The organism is Steroidobacter sp. (assembly GCF_036402275.1).
In the GTDB taxonomy this organism is placed as follows: Bacteria; Pseudomonadota; Gammaproteobacteria; order Steroidobacterales; family Steroidobacteraceae; genus Steroidobacter.
The window spans coordinates 175,063-194,864 of sequence record NZ_DASWTF010000013.1 but is presented as its reverse complement, the minus strand read 5'-3'; the positions used below and the strand labels follow the sequence as shown (position 1 = coordinate 194,864).

At 61.7% G+C, this 19,802-nt stretch carries 17 protein-coding genes; 10 read left to right on the top strand and 7 right to left on the bottom strand.

Annotated elements, in window-relative coordinates:
• Window positions 1-6: 6 nt before the first annotated feature.
• A complete protein-coding gene (locus VGD45_RS05665; protein ID WP_331154297.1) occupies window positions 7-870 on the top strand; it encodes a transporter associated domain-containing protein in 864 nt (287 codons plus the stop codon).
• Here the strand turns inward: VGD45_RS05665 and radA are convergent.
• A complete protein-coding gene (gene radA / locus VGD45_RS05660) occupies window positions 853-2,214 on the bottom strand; it encodes a DNA repair protein RadA (protein ID WP_331154296.1) in 1,362 nt (453 codons plus the stop codon). The two genes, VGD45_RS05665 and radA, sit on opposite strands and share 18 nt — an antisense overlap.
• A 180-nt stretch (window positions 2,215-2,394) precedes the next feature.
• Here radA and VGD45_RS05655 point away from each other — a divergent pair, with 180 nt between their 5' ends.
• The 9 genes from VGD45_RS05655 to VGD45_RS05615 all read left to right on the top strand — a co-directional run bounded on the left by VGD45_RS05655 (window position 2,395) and on the right by VGD45_RS05615 (window position 15,024).
• Window positions 2,395-5,088, top strand: coding sequence for a CHASE2 domain-containing serine/threonine-protein kinase (locus VGD45_RS05655; RefSeq protein WP_331154295.1), 2,694 nt, complete (start codon window positions 2,395-2,397; stop codon window positions 5,086-5,088).
• A gap of 71 nt (window positions 5,089-5,159) precedes the next feature.
• Entirely contained in the window at window positions 5,160-5,978 is an 819-nt protein-coding gene (locus VGD45_RS05650) for a Stp1/IreP family PP2C-type Ser/Thr phosphatase (protein WP_331154294.1), read from the top strand.
• Between the two features lie 41 nt (window positions 5,979-6,019).
• The gene (locus VGD45_RS05645) at window positions 6,020-6,820 is read left to right on the top strand and encodes an FHA domain-containing protein (protein WP_331154293.1); all 801 of its coding nucleotides are present in this window, start codon (window positions 6,020-6,022) and stop codon (window positions 6,818-6,820) included.
• Window positions 6,821-7,512: 692 nt separating this feature from the next.
• Window positions 7,513-8,025 carry a hypothetical protein gene (locus tag VGD45_RS05640; RefSeq protein WP_331154292.1) on the top strand — a complete coding sequence of 171 codons (513 nt, stop codon included), beginning with the start codon at window positions 7,513-7,515 and terminating at the stop codon, window positions 8,023-8,025.
• Window positions 8,026-8,662: 637 nt separating this feature from the next.
• A complete protein-coding gene (locus VGD45_RS05635) occupies window positions 8,663-9,400 on the top strand; it encodes a GDSL-type esterase/lipase family protein (RefSeq protein WP_331154291.1) in 738 nt (245 codons plus the stop codon).
• A 214-nt stretch (window positions 9,401-9,614) separates the two neighbouring features.
• A complete protein-coding gene (locus VGD45_RS05630) occupies window positions 9,615-11,159 on the top strand; it encodes a tannase/feruloyl esterase family alpha/beta hydrolase (RefSeq protein ID WP_331154290.1) in 1,545 nt (514 codons plus the stop codon).
• A gap of 886 nt (window positions 11,160-12,045) precedes the next feature.
• A complete protein-coding gene (locus VGD45_RS05625; protein WP_349263223.1) occupies window positions 12,046-12,798 on the top strand; it encodes a DUF899 family protein in 753 nt (250 codons plus the stop codon).
• Between the two features lie 504 nt (window positions 12,799-13,302).
• On the top strand, window positions 13,303-13,581 hold the full coding sequence (locus VGD45_RS05620; protein ID WP_331154288.1) for a hypothetical protein: 279 nt from the start codon (window positions 13,303-13,305) through the stop codon (window positions 13,579-13,581).
• A 96-nt stretch (window positions 13,582-13,677) separates the two neighbouring features.
• Entirely contained in the window at window positions 13,678-15,024 is a 1,347-nt protein-coding gene (locus VGD45_RS05615; protein WP_331154287.1) for an HNH endonuclease, read from the top strand.
• A 19-nt stretch (window positions 15,025-15,043) separates the two neighbouring features.
• Here VGD45_RS05615 and alr read toward each other — a convergent pair whose 3' ends face one another.
• The 6 genes from alr to rpsF are packed head-to-tail and all read right to left on the bottom strand — an operon-like array spanning window position 15,044 to window position 19,664.
• The gene (gene alr, locus VGD45_RS05610; RefSeq protein WP_331154286.1) at window positions 15,044-16,129 is read right to left on the bottom strand and encodes an alanine racemase; all 1,086 of its coding nucleotides are present in this window, start codon (window positions 16,127-16,129) and stop codon (window positions 15,044-15,046) included.
• Between the two features lie 27 nt (window positions 16,130-16,156).
• Complete coding sequence (dnaB, locus tag VGD45_RS05605; RefSeq protein WP_331154285.1) at window positions 16,157-17,575, bottom strand: replicative DNA helicase; 1,419 nt, start codon at window positions 17,573-17,575, stop codon at window positions 16,157-16,159.
• A 15-nt stretch (window positions 17,576-17,590) separates the two neighbouring features.
• On the bottom strand, window positions 17,591-18,040 hold the full coding sequence (rplI, locus tag VGD45_RS05600) for a 50S ribosomal protein L9 (protein WP_331154284.1): 450 nt from the start codon (window positions 18,038-18,040) through the stop codon (window positions 17,591-17,593).
• 30 nt (window positions 18,041-18,070) lie between these two features.
• Window positions 18,071-18,976 (bottom strand): hypothetical protein, encoded by a 906-nt coding sequence (locus VGD45_RS05595; protein ID WP_331154283.1) that lies wholly within the window; start codon window positions 18,974-18,976, stop codon window positions 18,071-18,073.
• A gap of 52 nt (window positions 18,977-19,028) precedes the next feature.
• Complete coding sequence (gene rpsR / locus VGD45_RS05590) at window positions 19,029-19,253, bottom strand: 30S ribosomal protein S18 (protein WP_129642833.1); 225 nt, start codon at window positions 19,251-19,253, stop codon at window positions 19,029-19,031.
• Window positions 19,254-19,283: 30 nt separating this feature from the next.
• Window positions 19,284-19,664, bottom strand: coding sequence for a 30S ribosomal protein S6 (gene rpsF, locus VGD45_RS05585; protein WP_331154282.1), 381 nt, complete (start codon window positions 19,662-19,664; stop codon window positions 19,284-19,286).
• Window positions 19,665-19,802: the final 138 nt, after the last annotated feature.

The window sequence follows — 19,802 nt, the reverse complement described above, 5'->3', positions numbered from 1 at the left end:
GAATAGATGAGCGTGTGGGTGGTGCTCGCGGTGATCGTGGCCGCGGTCGTTGGCTTCCTCGTGGGCCAGATGCTGCCGCGCGCGCCCAGCAAAAAGCCGCGTGCGGAGCCTGCTCAATGGCCCGCCGACAATCCGCGCCGGCGCCTCACCGATAAGTTGCTCGACCTGGACTCGATGAAGGTCGACGACATCATGATCCCTCGCAGCGAAATCGCCAGCATCGACATCAGCGACGACTGGGACACCATCATCGACACGCTGCGCTCGACTCCGCACACACGCCTGCCGGTGTGCGACAACAATCTCGACAACATCATCGGCATCCTGCACATGAAGAAGGTCGCGCACGCCCTGGCGCGCAGCGACCTGACGCGCGACCGGTTGTTACAACTGGCTCGCGAGCGCGAAGGTTATTTCGTTCCGGAAGGCACGACGCTCAGCGTGCAACTGCTGAATTTCCAACGCGACCGCCGGCGCATCGCGCTGGTCGTCGATGAGTACGGCGACATCCGCGGCCTGGTGACGCTCGAGGACATTCTCGAAGAAGTGGTCGGCGACTTCACCAGTGCGCCGGGCGCGTTACATCAGGACATCCACCGTGATGCCGACGGCAGTTTCGTCATCAACGGCGCCATCAGCATTCGCGTGCTCAATCGCACACTCGGTTGGGATTTGCCGACCGACGGGCCTCGCACCTTGAATGGCCTGATCCTCGAGTACCTGGAAACGATTCCGCATCCAGGCACCGGCCTCAAGCTCGGCAATCTGTCGGTGGAGATTCTCCAGACCGCCGACAACTCGGTGAAGACCGCGCGCATCCGGCCCATCGGTCTGCATCTGGAAGAGCCCGCGTCAAAAGGCGCTGCGTAACGCCTCATCGAGGCGTTCGACGCCGATGATCTCCAGGCCTTCGATCTCGCGGCGAGGCTTGTTTGCTTCCGGAACGATGGCGCGCTCGAAGCCATGCTTCGCGGCTTCTCGCAACCGCTCTTCACCATAGGGCACCGGCCTCACCTCGCCCGCCAGACCCAGCTCGCCGAAACAAACGAGTCGCGGCGCCAACGGCTGATCGCGGACACTCGAAACAGACGCGAGCACCGCCGGCAAATCCGCTGCCGTTTCCGAAATGCGCACGCCGCCGACCACGTTGAGAAACACATCGCGCCCCGCAGTCGACACGCCACCGTGTCTATGCAGAACCGCGAGCAGCAATGCCAGGCGATTTGCTTCCAGGCCCACAGCGACACGGCGCGGATTCATCCCTTGCGCCTCATCGGTGAGCGACTGCACTTCGATCAACATCGGCCGACTGCCTTCGCGCGCCACCATCACCGCGCTGCCCGCGACGGGCTGCGGATGCTGGGACAAAAAGATCGCGGAAGGGTTCTTCACCTCTCGAAGCCCGCCCTCCGTCATCGCGAACACGCCGACTTCGTTGGCCGCGCCGAAGCGATTCTTCACGGCGCGCACCAGCCGGAAGCGACTGCCAGCATCGCTCTCGAAATAAAGAACGGTATCGACCATGTGTTCGAGAATGCGCGGGCCGGCGATCACGCCCTCCTTGGTGACATGGCCGATGATCAGCACCGAAACGCCCGAAGACTTGGCGAAACGAACCAGCGCCGCCGCCGACTCCCGAACCTGCGACGCCGAGCCCGGCGATGAGTCGACATCGTTGGCGAACATCGTTTGAATCGAGTCGATGACGAGCACGCGCGCGCCCGACTGCTCCGCGTGACTGATGATGGTCTCGACATTAGTCTCCGCGAGCAGCTGCAACGTATCGCTCACGACTTCGAGTCGACGCGCGCGCAAGCTCACCTGGCGCAACGATTCTTCACCCGTCACATAGAGTGTGGGCGTAGCACGGCTGAGTGCGTCGCCCGCTTGCAGCAGCATCGTCGACTTGCCGATGCCGGGATCGCCGCCGAGCAATGTCACCGAACCCAGCACCAGGCCACCGCCGAGCACGCGATCGAGCTCCTCGAGGCCGGTGGCGATGCGCGGCTCGCTGGCTTCAGTCACATCCACCAGCCGCTTGGGCCGGTCGCTGCCCGCCGTCAGTGGCCGACGCTCCGCGCTGGTGCGCGAGCCACGGCTGATACTCATGCGCTTGAGCGTGTCCGCCGAGCCGCAGGACGGGCAGATGCCCTGCCACTGCAGGCTCTCGTTGCCACACTGATCGCAGACAAAAATTTCCTTGGTTTTGGCCATGGCCGAAGTTGGAAAGGGTCTCGCGGTAAAAGGATGTGAACCGGTCGGCAGTATCGCGGCGTGGACTTGCTCCAGGCCGTTCAGACCGCGTTACGGGGCCATCACGGGTGTGACGGCCCCGGCAATTTAACCTATCGTCCTTAGCTATACTCGCGCCGCACTTTTAGGGGCATTCCATTCGTGGCGGCAAAACTGGCGCGATTCTCCTGGCTTCCCGGCGGGCTGGCTGCAGCTCTGGCCGTTGCCGTGGGCCACTGGGTTGCCTCCCCGAACGAGCTGCCGCTGGAAACGGCGGTGTACGACCGGATGATGAACTCGGTCGAAGTCACCCCGTCGCGTGAAGTGGCCATAGTTGCGATCGACGATGCCAGCCTCGCGCAGCTCGGCGAGTGGCCGTGGCCGCGTGACGTCCACGCCAGCCTCATCGACAAGCTCAAAGCCGAAGGCGCGCGCGTGGTTGCCTTCACGGTTCCGTTCGACACCGCGCGTCGCACGAGCGAGCGTGAAAAAGTGCGTGCTGCGCTCGCACTTCTCGAATCGAGCAATCTCGGCAGCTCCGATCAGGCGCGTCAGCTGCGCCGGCTGCTGGGCAACTCTGCGACGGGTCGCGATCCGGATGCGCATCTCGCGAAATCCATGGCCTCCCACGGCAACGTCGTGCTGCCGGTCCATATCCGTCTCAACGACAACGCCACCGATGGCGGCCAGATTCCGGCGCGCTTCTCGCCGGGCGCCGATCCATCCGTGTTGAGCCGTGCCGCCACGGCCGAGATTTCGATGCTGCCGGCGCCGGTGTTCCTCGCCGAAGCCAGCGGCATCGGCCATACATATATACAAGCGGACGCGGACGGCATCGTGCGCACCGATCTGACCGGCGTGCGCGCGGGTACCGGACTGGTGCCGTCGCTTGCGGCCGTGATCGCGAGCCGAGCGCTCGGCGCTGCGCCGAATGAAATGGCGTTTCATTCCAACAATGCGCTGACCATGGGAACTCGCCGGACGCCGCTGGATTCCACTGAGCACAGTCGTCCCCGTTATTTTCCAGCGAGCGGCGTGCAGGCGTTTCAGCAATATCCCTACTGGCAGGTGTTAGCGGGTGGCGTCCCCAAGGGACAGCTGCGCGACAAGGTGGTGCTGATCGGCCTGACCAACAGCGATGCGGTGGATGACTCGGTGGCGACGCCGGTCAGCAAAGGCACGCCGCCGGTGGTGGCGATCGCGAGCGCCGTGTCGAGCTCGCTCAATAGTCAAATGTATGCCCGGCCGTCGTATGCTCCCGTGGTCGAGTGGAGCGTCGTCGCGCTGGTGCTGTTGTTCTGCGCGCTGATACTGCCCGCGATGGGCGCCCTGATCGGTGGAATGACCACGCTGCTGTTCACCGTGTTGCTGGCGGGCAGCGAGATCATGCTGCTGCGATCGTCGCAAGCCTGGCTGCACCTCACGCTGCCGTGCGTTGCACTCGCCGCTGGCTATGGCTTGTATCTGGTCGGCGAGTTGATTCGTCGCGCCAACATCAGAACCGAAGGCACGCGCGATCCTGGCGCCAACCTGCGCTCGCTCGGACAGACGTTCCATAAGCAGGGCCAGCTGGATCTGGCCTTCGAGACTTATCAACGCTGTGCGCTGGATGCACCGACGATGGAATTGCTCTACAACCTCGGCATGGATTTCGAGCGCCGGGCTCAGTTGTCGAAGGCATCGGCCGTGTATGCCTATATCGCTACGCGCGATCCCAATTACCGTGAACTAAAAGCGCGGCGCGCGCGCGTGCGCGAGGAGCCACTGACTCGCGAACCTCCGACTCGAGAGCCCGTGACACGTGCGCCTGCGACGCGTGAGCCGGTGACCCACGAACCCGCGATGCGTGAACCATCGCCGCCGACGCCGCCCGTGAAGCGCGAGCCGCCGCGGCCGATTCGTTCGCGACAGTCTGCATTCGATATCAAAGACCACGAAGCCACTGTGCCCGACCTGCCCGACCTTCCCCTGCCAGGACGACCGTCCTCCAAGCGCACGCTCGGCCGCTATGAAATCGAGCGCGAGCTCGGCAAGGGCGCCATGGGCATCGTCTATCTGGGGCGCGATCCGAAGATCAATCGCGTGGTCGCGATCAAGGCCATTCCGCTGGCGGAGGAGTTCGAGGAAGACGACCTCGCCGAGGCGCGCGCACGCTTCTTCCGCGAAGCGGAGATGGCGGGCCGATTGAATCACCCGGCCATCGTCACTGTATACGATGCGGGCGAAGACAACGGCCTGGCCTACATCGCCATGGAATACCTGCGCGGCCATCATCTGAGCACCCATACGGATGTGAAACAGCTGTTGCCGCCGAAAAGCGTGATGCTGCTCGTCGCCCGCGTCGCCGAAGCTCTGCACTATGCGCACCGGCAGAACGTCGTTCATCGCGACATCAAACCCGCTAATATAATGTTCAATCCCGAGACGGATGAGCTGAAGATCACCGACTTCGGAATTGCACGCCTGACCGATACAAGCCGAACCAAAACCGGAATCGTCCTGGGCACACCCTCATTCATGTCACCGGAACAGCTGGAAGGGCGCACGCTCGACGGTCGCTCCGATCAATTCGCCCTGGGCGTCAGCCTGTATCAACTGCTGTGCGGTCAACTGCCGTTCCGGGCCGACTCCATGCCGCGGCTGATGCAGAAGATCGCCACCGAGCCGCACACGCCCATCCGCACGATCCGCCCCGACCTGCCGCCGGAGATCGAGAGCATCATCGACCGCGCGCTGTCCAAATCAGCGGACGATCGTTACGTGATGTGTGCCGAAATGGCCATGGCCTTGCGCGCCGTCGCCGGCCCGCCGGAGAAGAGCGCGTCGCAGGCCGAACACGAGTGGTTACTGCCGTGACCGGAAGGTTGTGCGATCCAAGAAGCACGACCGCGGAAATCCCGCGGGAGACGACCAGGAGGGTCATCTAGGTGCGTGGCAAGATCCGCTCCGTAGGATTGAGCGACGTCGGTCGCGTGCGTGAGCACAACGAGGACACCATCGGCGTCGACGCCGATATCGGCCTGTTCGTGCTGGCCGACGGCATGGGCGGCTACAACGCCGGCGAGGTAGCCAGCGGCATTGCCGTGAAGACGGTGATGAGCCTGGTGAAAGAAGCCGTCGAGCATCAGGACATGACCGCCTCCGATCCGGAGACCGGCATGGCCCGGCCGAGCATCGTGTTGCGCGACTCGATCGCGCGCGCCAACAAGATCATCTACCAGACGGCGAAGACCCAGCCCCAATGCGAGGGCATGGGCACCACCATCGTCGCCTGCCTGTTCTTCGACAATCGCGTGGCCATCGCTCACGTCGGCGACTCGCGCCTGTACCGCCTGCGCGCCAACCGGCTCGAGCAGATGACCATGGACCACTCCCTGTTACAGGAACTGGTCGACCGCGGCTTCTACTCCCAGGCCGAGGCCCAGCGGGCCACGAATAAAAACTACGTGACCCGAGCCCTCGGCGTGGAGCCCACGGTCGAGGTCGAGGTGCATGAACAACCTGTGGATAAAGGCGACTTCTTCTGTTTGTGCTCGGACGGCCTGTCCGACATGGTGGAAGACGACGACATTCACTTAACTATGAGCACCTTTAGTGCTAGCCTTGAAACGGTAGCTAAGCAATTGATTCAATTGTCGAACGACAATGGCGGTCGCGATAATGTGTCGATCATCCTTGCGCAAGTTGTGGACTCGTTCGCAGCGCGAACGGGGGTAGTTGACAGAATCTTGCGCTGGTTTGGCTAGTCGCACTGGTCGCTGGACTGGCATTCATCGGGGACGAGCAAATGGCACGGTTGATCCTCAGCCTGGACGGTCAGGTGATGGCCGAATACAACATGAACAAGGAGCGGTACACCGTCGGCCGGCTCCCCGATAACGATATTCGCATCGACAATCCGGCCGTGAGCGGTCACCACTCGCTGGTGATCAACATTCTCAACGACTCGTTCCTGGAAGATCTGAACAGCACCAACGGCACGTACGTCAACGGCAAGCTGATCAAGAAACATGCGCTTCAGCATGGGGACGTCGTGACCGTCGGCCATCATCAGCTGCGCTTCGTCGATACCCAGAGCACGGATAGCGAGCCGGACGAATTCGAAAAGACCATGGTGATCACGCCGGGCTCGGCCGTGGCCGCCATTGCCGCGAAGAAAGCGTCCGCCGCCGCGCCGCCGCCTCCGGCCCCGCCGAAGGCTGCTGCGACTCCGGCACCGACACCTGTTTCAACTTCCGCGCCCTCTCCTCTCACTCGTCCGATGCCACCTGGTGGCGCTGCGGCCAGTGCGACGGGCGAGCACGCCGGCATCGCTCTGCCAAAGGCCAAGCTACAAGTGCTGAGCGGCGCCTTCGCCGGCCGCGAGCTCGAACTCAACAAAGCTTTGACCACGCTCGGACGCCCCGGCGTGCAAGTGGCCGCGATCACCCGCCGCGCCGACGGCTATTTCATCGTCCACGTCGATAGCGGCAAGCCCGGCGACTATCCGTCCGTCAACGGCTCCGCCATCGGCGAGCAAGCCCGGAAGCTGGCGGATAACGATGTGATTCTGCTGGCTGGCGTGAAGATGGGGTTCTTCGAGGTCTGATCGCCGGCTACGAATCGCGTTATTCTATTCTTTCGCGCGGTTCATCGAAGCTTCGGGCATCGCCATCGAAGACCGTCGAGGGCCAACTTCCCTCCTTCATCTCGGGCTGAGATTTCTGCGGAACATGTTTCCGCAGAACCTTGGAAATCCCGTCCCGCCCCCCGGGCGGGACACGCACCCGCACGACCGATGCGTTGACCCTCACGGCGGAAGCGTTTCGAGCACACGTCCCCGCCGCCGCCCCAAGTTCGGATCCACCAAACACAAGATAGATAGAAACCCAGTCGGCACAGCACTCGCCACGCTGGCGCTCTGAACTGCCCGGGATGTTTCTGTCTCACTCCGCTTAGGTCGCCCTCACCTATCCCGGTCGTCACAGTCAAAAAGGAGAAATTGCGTCATCGCACGTCGAATGCAAGCGCTACTAGTGGCTCCTGGCGTTTGCCTACCTGACGTTGTACGTGATCCGCAACGCCTCGCAGCGGCCTATCAACAAACACTGCTTCTGTTCTGAGTTTGTTTGCACCCTGTGCACCGAGAATAGGAAGCAAGAGTCCGAATTCGACCCAAAGTGGACGTCGAGCGAGGGAAGGTGCACGATTCTCCTATCGATGGGCACGGTTAGTCTGACTGTGCGAGATCGGAAAGGCGCATCAAGCCGTCATCATAACTGCGGCCACTGAAATACTTTTATGAGCACCAAAGTCACAATAATTGAAGTCGTCCTGCGAGATGAAATCCCGCTCCGGTCCTTAGCAAAGCTGAGCCAATTGGAAAATACACCGCTCGGCAAAGTATTCGAAAGGTTCGATTCTTCGCTCATGTCTGAGCGCACTACGTATGAGGTCATACTGGAATGGGATCCATATCAATCGATCCCCGGGCGCAAAGAAACTTATCGCGAAGATAAAGCCAGCACACATAAACATCCCAAAAAGCATGTTCATGTTTTCGCCGGGCGAGGGAAAAAGCGGAAGCAACTTTATTCGATCAACGAGGATGGAACCGGCCATGATGGGTCAAGAGGAAAACGGGTGGATGACGCCATAGCCGACTTCTTTCGCTCGAAGGGGTACACAATCCCGGAGGACAACATCCTCAAGTACTTACCCGATCATCCTATTGATGACGAACCGAGTCGTCTCATACTTGTAGAGATCGGTTTGGAGCGTACCAGCGGCGAACGGACTTTGCATCCCATCTAGGGTGATCACCCATAGTCGCTGCCGAGAGCAGATTTCAGCGCAATGAAACACGCTCACTGATGGCTTTGCAGGCAGCGGCGAAATCGGTCCAGAAATTCGCGTGCTTCGGCTGAGTCCTCGAGCTCATAGTTGTGGCAGCCGGCATTAGCATTCCAGAAGGAGATGATTGCGGCATCGCTTGCGCCAAGAAGGTTCGCTAGCTCAGACACGAGTTTCGAGCGATCTCCTTCATCATGAAGCGAATTGACTTCCTCAAAGACACCCTCGTCCGAAAGAATGTCATCGCCTCTACAATATGCGTCTTGATGAAAATAGCCACCAGTACGCTCGCTAGCAGCGGGAGTTTTTCGGAGAGCTGATCAGCGAGCCCACGATCACAGTAGAACGCCATGCACTTCATCCTCCAGAAAGCATGTCTTAGGGTAGTAGTGCCGTTTGTCGATGTCATGTCCGCTCCTGGCCGGATGCGGACGCTCTCATAAAGGCAGCTATCGGCTGAGGTTGTGTGAAAACTCGAGACGAGCATCGTGCTTACGCGAAGGCCGTTGGCTGACTTCCTTTTAACTTGGCTTGATGCGCGCGCCGGAGCGTGTAAGCCGATGGACGAAATCTTTGAGCAGCAAGCCGGAGCAGCAGAATGAAACAATTCAGTCGACGTTCACTGATCGCGGGCTCTGTGGGAGCCGGACTAACACTGCCACCGCTTGCACGGGCCATCGAGGGATGCGGTGAACAGCCCAACACCGCTCCTGCTCTTCAGCCGCCGCTGCTACTGACGGACTGGGCTTGGCTCGGCAGATATCGTGACGAAAACGCAACGCTCATAGCGAGCGGTGCGAAAGCGGACGCAGTGTTTCTTGGCGATTCCATCACGGAAGGGTGGGCCAGCATGGATCCGGACTTCTTCGCGAAAGGAAACGTTGGCCGCGGCATCAGCGCGCAGACCACGCCGCAGTTGCTCGTGCGCATGCACGCGGACGTCATTGCATTGAAGCCGCGCGTGGTGCACATCATGGCCGGCACCAATGACATTGCTCAGAACACAGGACCGATGACGCCCGAGGATTCGAAGAACAACCTCATGGCGATGTGCGAGATCGCGCGCGCTCACGGGATCCGTATTGTGCTGGGCTCGGTGCCCCCAGCATCGAAGTATTGGTGGCGACCAGAGCTGCAGCCCAAGGCGGCGGCCATCGCGATGAACGAGTGGATGCGCGGCTATGCAAAGGAGATCGGCGCGGTGTACGCGGACTACGCCGCCGCGCTAACGGACGCAAAGGGTGATGTGAAGCCCAGTCTGGCGAAGGACGAGGTGCACCCGACGGCGGAAGGATATGCCGTAATGCGCCCGATCGCGGAGGCGGCAATCAGATAACAAATGAGACTGCTGGTTATGCATGCCGGCGCCAAGGGCGCCGGTCCACTCAAGCAAAGTCTAGCGACGAAAGATGGAACGCCATTGTTCACATGAATGGTGGTATCCAGATGCGTCGGCATCACGTCCCGGCCCTGTTTGCAACATGCCGAACTCTTCCGCATCATCACTGCCCGCGGAAATCCATTAAACGCGCAAGAAGAAGAGGCCATTCGTGCAGCTCAAAGGACACGCCATATTCACGACTCTCGTGTTGCTCTCACCCGCAGCCTTTGCCGTCACCGACTGCGTCTCGCTAACCGCGCTCAAGATTCCGGGCTATGACATTACCATCAAGCAAGCTGCTGTAGTCCCCGCAAGCCCGCCGCCCGCGTCAACCATCGGCTCACCGGAAGGAACGCTACCATCCTACTGCCGCGTCGACGGTGCCATTGACGAACGCACCGGCAGCGACGGCAAGCCCTACGCAATCGGCTTCGCAGTCGCGTTGCCGGAAAACTGGAACGGTAGATTCCTCTTCCAGGGCGGAGGTGGCCTGAACGGCAGTGTGCGTCTCCCAATAGGCTCAACAGCCGCCGGCACCAAACCTGCACTGGCGCGCGGCTACGCAGTCGTCTCCACGGACAGCGGCCACAAAGGCGAGGGTTTCGACACCAGCTTCTTCAAGGAGCAGGAAGCCGCCCTGAACTTCCTCTATCAGGCCATCGGCAAAGTCGCGCCCGTGGGCAAGGCCATCGTCGCCGCCTACTACGGCAAACCGGCCGATCACTCGTACTTCGTAGGCTGCTCCACCGGCGGGCGGGAAGCGATGATCATGTCCCAGCGCTATCCGCGTTACTTCGATGGCAGCGTCGCGGGCGCCCCCGCAATGCGCACGAGCTTCTCCAACCTCGCAGACAAGTACGTCACTGTCGCGCTCAATGCCGTAGCGCCCAGGGACGACAGCGGCAAGCCCATCACAGCAAAAGCGCTCTCCGAAAGCGACAAGAAACTCGTCGTCGACTCTCTGCTGAAGGCCTGCGACGCGCGCGACGGCGTGGCCGATGGCATGGTGTTCGACGTGAACGGATGCGGCTTCGATCCGAAGTCGCTCGTCTGCAAGGGCGCCAAGACGGATTCCTGCCTGACGTCCGCGCAGGCCGATGCGATCGCCACGGGTTTCGCCGGCCCGAGGGACTCGCGCGGCGATGAGGTCTATCCCGGCTGGTTCTATGACACAGGCATCGCCGCGACGGTTGGCATCCCCGGCCTGCTCAATCCCGGCCCGAGCCCGGTCGGCCCGCCGACGGTCGCCACCACGATGGATGTCGACAAGGATGCGCAGATTGCCGCTAGCCCGATCGCTGTCCTCGGCGACAGCGCGCACTGGACGCGGCTCGACTCGTTTTTTCAGCACGGCGGCAAGCTCATCTTCTTTCACGGCATCAGTGATCCGTGGTTCTCCGCAAAAGACACGATTCGGTACTACACGAAAATGACCGCGGACAACGGTGCCGCGGACGTCGTGATGCAGTCGAGCAGGTTGTTCCTCGTGCCGGGCATGGGTCATTGTGGCGGTGGCGCGGCCACGCTCGACCGCTTCGACATGCTGACTTCCATCGAGAGCTGGGTAGAGAAGGGCACGGCGCCGGATTTTGTGGAAGCCACCGGCCGGGCGTTCCCCGGACGCAGCCGTCCGCTCTGCCCGTACCCGAAACATGCGCATTACAGGGGTAGCGGAGACACGGAGAAAGCTGCGAGCTTCGAGTGCCGCGAGTAGTTGCTGTCAATGATCGATGCGCGGCTTGTGCGCGTGCTCGAGAGGGCGGGCTACGCATGCGACCAGGGACGTTGGCGTGCAAACAAGCACACAGTGCTGCTCGGGCACTACCGCGAAGGTTTGAAGCTTTTGCGAAGGGTTCGACGCTACTGACCGCGAGAAGAGTTACACTGAGAGTGCGCCGCGCTCAGTTCAATGTCTGCTCCTTGCGCTTGCAGGCTCAACAATAATCCGATCACGACCGATTCTGTTGAAGCCGCCAATCAGCAAACATCTTCGGCTCGAATTGGGCATGTCATCTTCTGCCTCCGTATGTGGGTCACTTGCGCCGTGATCCCGACGATGAGCGCGAGGAGAAGGCCCTTGCGCGCGATGCTGGATATCGCCGATACGGTGCTGTCGGATCCCACGATTGCAGTACGTTGAGCCGGCCTTCATAACGGCCAAAGGAGCAACTTTCATCAAGCATGAAGAGGGCAACCCCGGCACACAATCAAGCAAAGGGAAGAACTCATCACGATCGCTGGTGCTGCAGGCAGGTTGATTGGCATGCTCGTTACGAGCGAGGCGCCCGCGCTTAGCCGAGCTGCTCGGCGAGCCCGACAATGATGCCTTCAGGCCAACGGATGTCGGTTATGAATACAGAGGAGCCATAGCGACGGATATCCTCGAATGGCTGCTCTTGGTCGATTGCTGACCTGAGCTCAGCTCGTCAGCAGTACTCTGCCCGTGCATGATCTGCCCAGGTCTCAACGCAACGCACGCACAATCGCGACCAGCTTGTTACTCCTTCACGCGATCTTCGGGGCCTAGAATGGCAATGTGGTTTCACGCGCGCGCTGATACTACAGCGCATCTACCGCTGATCGCCCACCTGGAGGTCACCATGAAGGAAACGTCTACAACTGCGTCGGAAAAGGTACCGTCGATAACTGATCGCAGCACTTTCCAGTCGCAAATGGATTCACTCAGAATTCGAGAGAAGCAGCACAAAAAGACGGGGGATGCGATTGCTGCTGCCCGCCGGCGGTTACCCATGGTCGAAGTCGACGGCAACGCGTCGCTGATCTCAGATCGAGGTGAAGTGGCCCTGCTGGATGCGTTCGAAGGTCGCCGAATGTTGATCGCTTACTACTTCATGTGGCACCACGGGCATTCTGCCGCAGATCAATGCGAGGGTTGCGCCCTCTACACGACCCAGGTCCGCGAGGTGTCTTTCCTGCAGTCGCGCGACATTACTTATGCGACGTTCTGCCAAGGGCCTTATGAAGCGAGCGCGCGCTATCGCAAGTTCATGGGCTGGGAGTTGCCCTGGTACTCGGTTCAAGGGAAATCGCTCGAGGCGCTCTTAGCCGGTCGGCGTGCGAACAGGATGTACCTCATCTGCTATCTGCGACAAGGATCGAAGGTTTTCGAGACGTACTGGACGACGGGTCGTGGCGTCGAGGTAGTGGGCAACAACTATTCGTTGATGGACTTGACGGTCTACGGGCGCCAGGAGTGGTGGGAGGATTCACCTGATGGCTGGCCGAAACCGTGGAAGGACGACGACGTGAACAATCCGTACCGGATCGATGGGCGGCCGATCGTTCAATGGCCCCGCGTTCGGGCAGGCCACTCCGACGATCTCGGATCGTGAGCGGGAAGTGACATGGGGCGGGGCTCTGTGCGGCCGGGAGGGCATCTTATCAGGGCAGCTTGCCGATGTCCGCTCCTGGCCGCAAGCAGACATGCTGAACCGGGAGCCTGACTGCCGCACTCACGCGTAGTCGCTCGCGCGTGCCGCGCGCGACGTGCGCGGAGCGGGAAACAAATTTTTCCAAATGCGGTATGTTGTTATATACAGTGACCCAGCGCCGATCTACGATCGATCCCGTGCCTGATTTCAGGCACAGCGATCTCCGCCCGAAACCACCCCTTACTTTCGAGCGGCCTTCAAAATCGATCTACAGCGAGTGAGTTCAATGTATCGAAGGCGGCGCTCGACGATGCGGTAACACCGCCGAACGCCTAACCACATCACCTACGTAGGAGGATGACATGGCTACGAGCGATCATACTTCCAAGCCGCGCCGTTCACGACGCAAACAATCCACAACCACCGCCGAGTCCGCCGCGCACCTTAGAGGAAGCCGTCGAGAACGTGCGAAGCCTGCTGATGCAGGTTCGCGCGACGCTTCATTGCTTATCGGACGTAGTGCTGTACTCGGATGACGATGACGGCGTCTTGCATGCCGAGGTGGCGAAGGCTCTCGAAGGCTGGGTGGACGAGGCGGCGGTGATGTTGGATCTCGTGAACCTGAAGCCGTTGATCGAGACGCTTCGGCAGCGCGGCGGTGGAGAGCCAGGCGAAGGCGGGTCGGAGCCCGCGAGCCGTGGGCTGTATCAGGTGAGGGAGCCGACGCTCATGTATATGGCCTGAGATCTTGGCACCTGAGCGCCCTCTGCCGATAAGTGGAAGACGAACGGCAGAGGGTGCGAGGGACGAGGTGACGAAGCGTTCTGCGGAGACTGCGCCATGAATGTGGAAAGTGTTCAGCGAACGGAGCAAGACGAAGCCCGAGCGGCCGACTGGCAATCGCTCCAAAACCTCGGCCATCAGATCGTTGAACTCGCCGGCCATCTCAACGCAGCCAACTATCGCTTGTTGATGCTGATCGCCGAGTGGGATCGCCGCAAGGGCTGGAGTGATGGCGCCAGCGCATCCTGTGCTCACTGGCTAAATTGGAAGTGCGGCATCGACATGGGCGCGGCCCGCGAGAAGGTGCGCACGGCGCATGCGCTGATGAACCTGCCGAAGATTGCCGCGGCAATGGAGCGCGGTGAGTTGAGCTATGCGAAGGTCCGCGCGCTGACGCGCGTGGCGTGCCCGAACACCGAAGACACGCTACTCATGTACGCACTGCACGGCACCGCGGTGCATGTAGAGCGCATCGTGCGTGACTTCCGCCGCTGCAAGGAAGCGGAAGAGCTGGGGCGCGAGGCGCAACAGCAGCTCGATCGGAAGCTCACCTGGTTTCATGATGAAGATGGCATGCTCGTGATCAAGGCACGTCTGCCCGCCGAGGCGGGGCAGATGTTTATTAAAGCCATCGAGGCTGCGTGCGAAGAGATCCCAACTGAAGATGACGTTTCTGCAGAAACGTCATCTGTTAAATGGCGCATCCATTCCTCCGCCCGCAAGGTCGATGCCCTGGCCGTCATGGCGGAAACGTTTCTCGCCCAAGGGCCCGCCGCGCTCAAAGGCGGCGAGCGCAATCACATCGTGGTGCATGTGGATGCCGAAACGCTACGAGACAGTACGGCCGGGCAGTGTCACTTCGAGCATGGCCCGAGCGTTGCCGCGGAAACTGCGCGCCGACTTTCCTGTGATTGCAGCGTCGTTCCCATCGTAGAGAACGCGGACGGCGAGCCGCTCAATGTGGGCCGGAAGACACGGAGTATCCCGCCCGCGCTACACCGCGCGATGCGGTCGCGCGACCGTGGCTGTTGTCGCTTTCCGGGCTGCCCGAACACTCGGTATCTCGATGGGCACCACATCCAGCACTGGGCCCATGGCGGAGAGACGAAGCTATCGAACCTCGTGAGTCTCTGCCGTTTTCATCACCGCCAGGTCCACGAGGGTAACGTCGTGGTCCTGGTGCTCGACGACGGCGCAATTCGTTTCGTGACACCAACCGGCAAATCCTTCGATAGCACGCTACAGAACCACACACAGCCACTGGGCGATTGGCAGCAACTGGTCGCCACGCATGAAGAACAAGGACTGCACATCGATCGCCACACGGCCGCGACTCGCTGGGATGGCGAGACTTACGACCACGCGTGGGCGATCGAAGCGCTGTTACACCGGCTGCGCAGGTAAGCCGGCGCGCTTTCCGCGACTACTCCCTCCAGACCAGCGGCACGCGTGAGGTCACGCGGCAGACGAGCTCGTAACAGGTTGTATCCGCGTACGGCGCGAGGCGCTCCGCAGGCAATCCTGCGCCCCACACGACAACTTCGTCGCCGGCCTTGGCATGAGGAAGGTCAGTGATATCGATGGCGATCATGTCCATCGATACGCGACCTGCGATCGAAGCTTCCTGACCAGCGACAAGCACCGGCGCGCCGTTGCGGGTGCTGCGAGGGAAGCCGTCGCCGTAGCCGATAGCGGCGATGCCGATGCGCGAGGGGCGCGTGGCGCGCCAGATTCCGTTGTAGCCGACGGGTTCACCGACGCCGATGTTTTGAACGGCGATCAACTGAGTCGACAAGGTCATCGCCGGGCGCAGGCCGAAATCGGCCGCGGTTTTGTTCGGCATCGGTGACATGCCGTACAACATCAAGCCCGGCCGCACCCAATCCTGGTGAGCCTCCGGCCACGCAATCACTGCCGCCGAATTCGCGGCGCTTCGCTCGTGTCCGAAGGGCGCGACGAGATCGTTGAATAGTTTCAGCTGGGCGGCAGTGACATCGGCCCGTCCAGCATCGCCCCGCTCTTCGGATGACGAGAAATGCGTCATCACTCGAATCAAACTCACCGACGAGCAGCGCTGCAATCGTGCATGAGCCGCGGCGAAATCCTCGACGCGGAATCCGAGCCGGTTCATGCCGCTATTGAGCTTGAGCCAGACGACGAAGCGATGGGAGCCGGAGAACTGCTCCAGCACGTCGAGCTGCTCGGGCGAGTGCACGACGATCTCACATTGCTCTTTGGCCGCGAGCGCGAACTGCTCCGGGCCGAACACGCCTTCGAGAAGAAGGATGCGTTGAGTGACGCCTGCCTCGCGCAAAGCGACACCATCAGCCAACCGAGCGACACCCAACCCATCCGCATCCGCGAGCGCGCGAGCGACGCGGATCATTCCATGGCCATAACCGTTGGCTTTAACCACCGCAATGACGCGAGACCGGGGAGCCATGCGCCGAACGACCGCGAGATTGTTTCGCAGCGCCGAGGCATCGATGGTGGCAACGGGAAAGCTCACGACAGAACAGCCAATCCCGATCTCATATCAGAACGGCCCGTCGCCGTACGGCATCTCCGGCGTGTAGTTCTCGAACTTCGTGAACTTGCCGAGGAAGGTCAGCTCGATGTCACCGGTCGGGCCGTTACGCTGCTTGGTGATGATGATGTCGGCGATGCCCTTGCGCGGCGTCTCCGGGTTATAAACTTCTTCGCGGTAGATCATCATGATCACGTCCGCGTCCTGCTCGATGGCGCCCGATTCGCGCAAGTCGGAGCTCACCGGCCGCTTATCCGTGCGCTGTTCCACCGCGCGATTCAGCTGCGACAGCGCGATCACCGGCACCGACAGCTCCTTGGCCAGCGCCTTGAGCGAGCGCGAGATCTCCGAGATCTCGGCGGTGCGGTTTTCTTTGTTGCCGGGCACCTGCATGAGCTGCAAGTAGTCGACCACGATCAGATCGAGCCCATGCTCGCGCTTCAGGCGCCGCGCCCGAGCGCGCACTTCGGTAGGAGACAACGCCGGCGTGTCGTCGATAAAGATGTTCGACGATTTCATCATCGAGATGGCCATCTGCACGCGCGACCAGTCGTCGTCGTCCAGGCTGCCGGTGCGCAGCTTGGTCTGATCGACGCGCCCGAGCGAAGAGACCATACGAAACGCCAGCTGCTCGCGGCCCATTTCCATACTGAACACGCCGACCTTGGCCTGCTTCGGGCCGAAGGCGGCGTTTTCCGCCATGTTCAGGCTGAAGGTGGTCTTACCCATCGAGGGACGCGCGGCGACGATGATCAGGTCGCCCTTCTGCAGGCCGGCAGTCATCTCGTCGAGCTTTTTGAAACCCGTCGACAGCCCGGTGATCGCACCGGGGTTCTGCGACAGGGTATCGATCATATCGATGATCTTGCCGACTTCGTTTCGCAGCGGCACGAAGCCCGAGCCGGTCTTGTTCCGGCTCTCGGCGATCTCGAACACGCGGCGCTCGGCCTCATCGAGAATCTCGGCGGCGTCGCGGCCCTGAGGATCGTACGCGCCGTTGGCGATTTCGCCGCCGACGGAGATCAGTTGGCGCAGTGTCGAGCGTTCGCGGACTGCGTCGGCATAGGCGCGAACGTTCGCGGCGCTGGGCGTGTCACGAACCAGTTGCGCGAGATACGGCAGGCCGCCGACCTCGGCCAGCAGGCCTTTGCGTTCCAGCCATTCGGAAAGAGTGACGGCGTCGGAAGGCTCGCCGTTGGCGCCGCGCTCGGCGATGGCCTCGAAAATGATCTGGTGATCGCGACGATAGAAATCGTCGCCGACGATGCGGTCCGCGATGTTGTCCCAGACGCGGTTGTCCAGCATCAGGCCGCCGAGCACGGCCTGCTCCGCCTCTATGTTATGAGGCGGGACACGAATGTCATCCACCGCTTTATCGCGGGCGCGTCGCGCGCCCGCGAACGAAACCTTGCTGTCGGCTTCGGCCATCGGTGGCGGCGAAGATTATTCTTCGCCGACGATGACGACCGGCAGATCGACGTTGACGTCGGTGTGCAAGTGGAGCTGCACGACGTGCTCGCCCGCCTGACGGATCGGGCCGTTCGGCATGCGCACTTCGGAACGCTCCAGCGTGTGACCGGCCTTCTTCAGGGCCTCGACGATGTCGCTGTTGCCGACCGAGCCGAACAGCTTGCCTTCGCCGCCGGCCTTGGCCGTCAACGTGAGCTTGAAGCCTTCGAGCTTGGCGGCGCGCGACTGGGCGCTGGCCAGCTCTTCCTTCGCCACCTTTTCGAACTCGGCGCGGCGCGCTTCGAACTTGGCGACGTTCTCCGGCGTGGCCAGCGTGGCCTTGCCCTGCGGCAGCAGGTAGTTGCGGCCGTAGCCCGGCTTCACCTTGACCTTGTCACCGATGTTGCCGAGGTTGGCAACCTTCTGCATCAGAATGATTTCCATCAGCCTACCCTCACTTAAAAGAGGCGTCAGTTAAACGTGCTGCGTCCGGGGCCGCAGCCAATTATCCAAAAAGCCCCACACCGCGAGCATGAATACTACGATCGAAGCGACCGGCAACATGATCAGCAGTACATAAATTCCGACCAGCCAACCGCGATTCAACCGTCCGACCGCCTTGCTACGATGCGCGGCCGCCAATCCTTGAAAGACCAGCGCGGCGAACGCCACCCAGGCCAGCGAGGCCGTCAACGCCGAGTCGCCCAGCAACGCGACGATGAACAGCACCGTCACCGCGATGCCGAGCGCGAGCCCGAGGCGCAACTGCCGGTACTCGACACCAAACGAACCCGGGCTGTCCAGCAGCGACTGCCACCACCGGCCCAGCAACACCGCGCCAAACACCGTGCTCAGCGAGAGCGCCGCCACGCTGCCCCACATGGTGCGCGCCCAGGCGGAAAGGATCATGTCGCGATCGCCCGCTGGGATCTGCCAGCCGGCCCGCTCCATCGCGGGCACGATCAGATCGATCTGTTCGCGCCAGAGGCCGACCGGATCGGGCAGCACGGCGAACAACCCTATCAGCAGCACCGCCAGGCCCAACAACATGACCTGAAACGTCAGGTTCAGCGAGCCCGTCTTCTTCAACAGCCAGCCCAGCAACATCGGGCCAAAAAACAGCACGCCGATTCCTAAAATCAGCCAGCCGGGCGGCACCACGGCCACCGACAGCACCACCCAGGTCGCCGCGGCGCCGGCCGCGACCGCCATGGTGACGGCATGACGTGTTTCGAAACGCAGCGCTACCAGCACTGCGATGGCGCCGGCAATCACCAGAAATGGTAACGGCATCTGCGGCGAAAGCGCTCCGCACATGGCGCTCGCGAAGGCGGCGCGCCAGGGATGCCCGGTCAGCCAGACAGCAATTGCACGGTGCATGTATGTGCCCCGCCCCGGTCAACTCCGGGGCCAAGGCGTCGAACGCGAGATCTCAGTGCTGGTCGGTGTACGGCAGCAACGCCAGGTAGCGAGCGCGCTTCACGGCAATCGCCAGCTGACGCTGATAGTGCGACTTGGTGCCGGTGATGCGGCTCGGGACGATCTTGCCGGTCTCGGTGATGTAGCTCTTCAGGATACCGAGATCCTTATAGTCGATCTGCTCGATGCCTTCGGCAGTGAAGCGGCAGAACTTGCGACGGCGGAAAAAGCGGGACATGGTGAACCTCTAAGAGTGATTCGATGAAGGTCAGGTCGAGGCAGGAGCGCCTTCTTCCTCGTCGTCACGCGCGAAGCGCTCGTCGCGCTCCTCGTCGCCCTTCGCCATCGGCGAGGGTTCGGTGACGGCCTTGTCCATCTTGATGACCAGGTGGCGCAGCACTGCGTCGCTGAAGCGGAACGCGCCGGTGAGCTCGGCCAGCGTCTTGCCGTCGACCTCGATGTTCATCAGCACGTAGTGGGCTTTGTGGACCTTGGCGATCGGGAACGTGAGTTGCCGACGGCCCCAGTCTTCCAGGCGATGCACGGTGCCGTTACCGGCCGCGATCATGGTCTTGTAGCGTTCCAGCATGGCCGGAACCTGTTCACTCTGGTCGGGGTGCACCAGAAAAACGATCTCGTAGTGTCGCATTGCTGCTCCTTGTGGAGATGCCGCCCGGGTCGAGAAGGTCGGTGCGGCAAGGAGTTGAAGAAACTGTCCGCCTGGGCAGGGGCCCGGGCGCAACAGGGCCGCGGATACTAGCCGAGCGCCCCGGCCAGTGCAACGGGA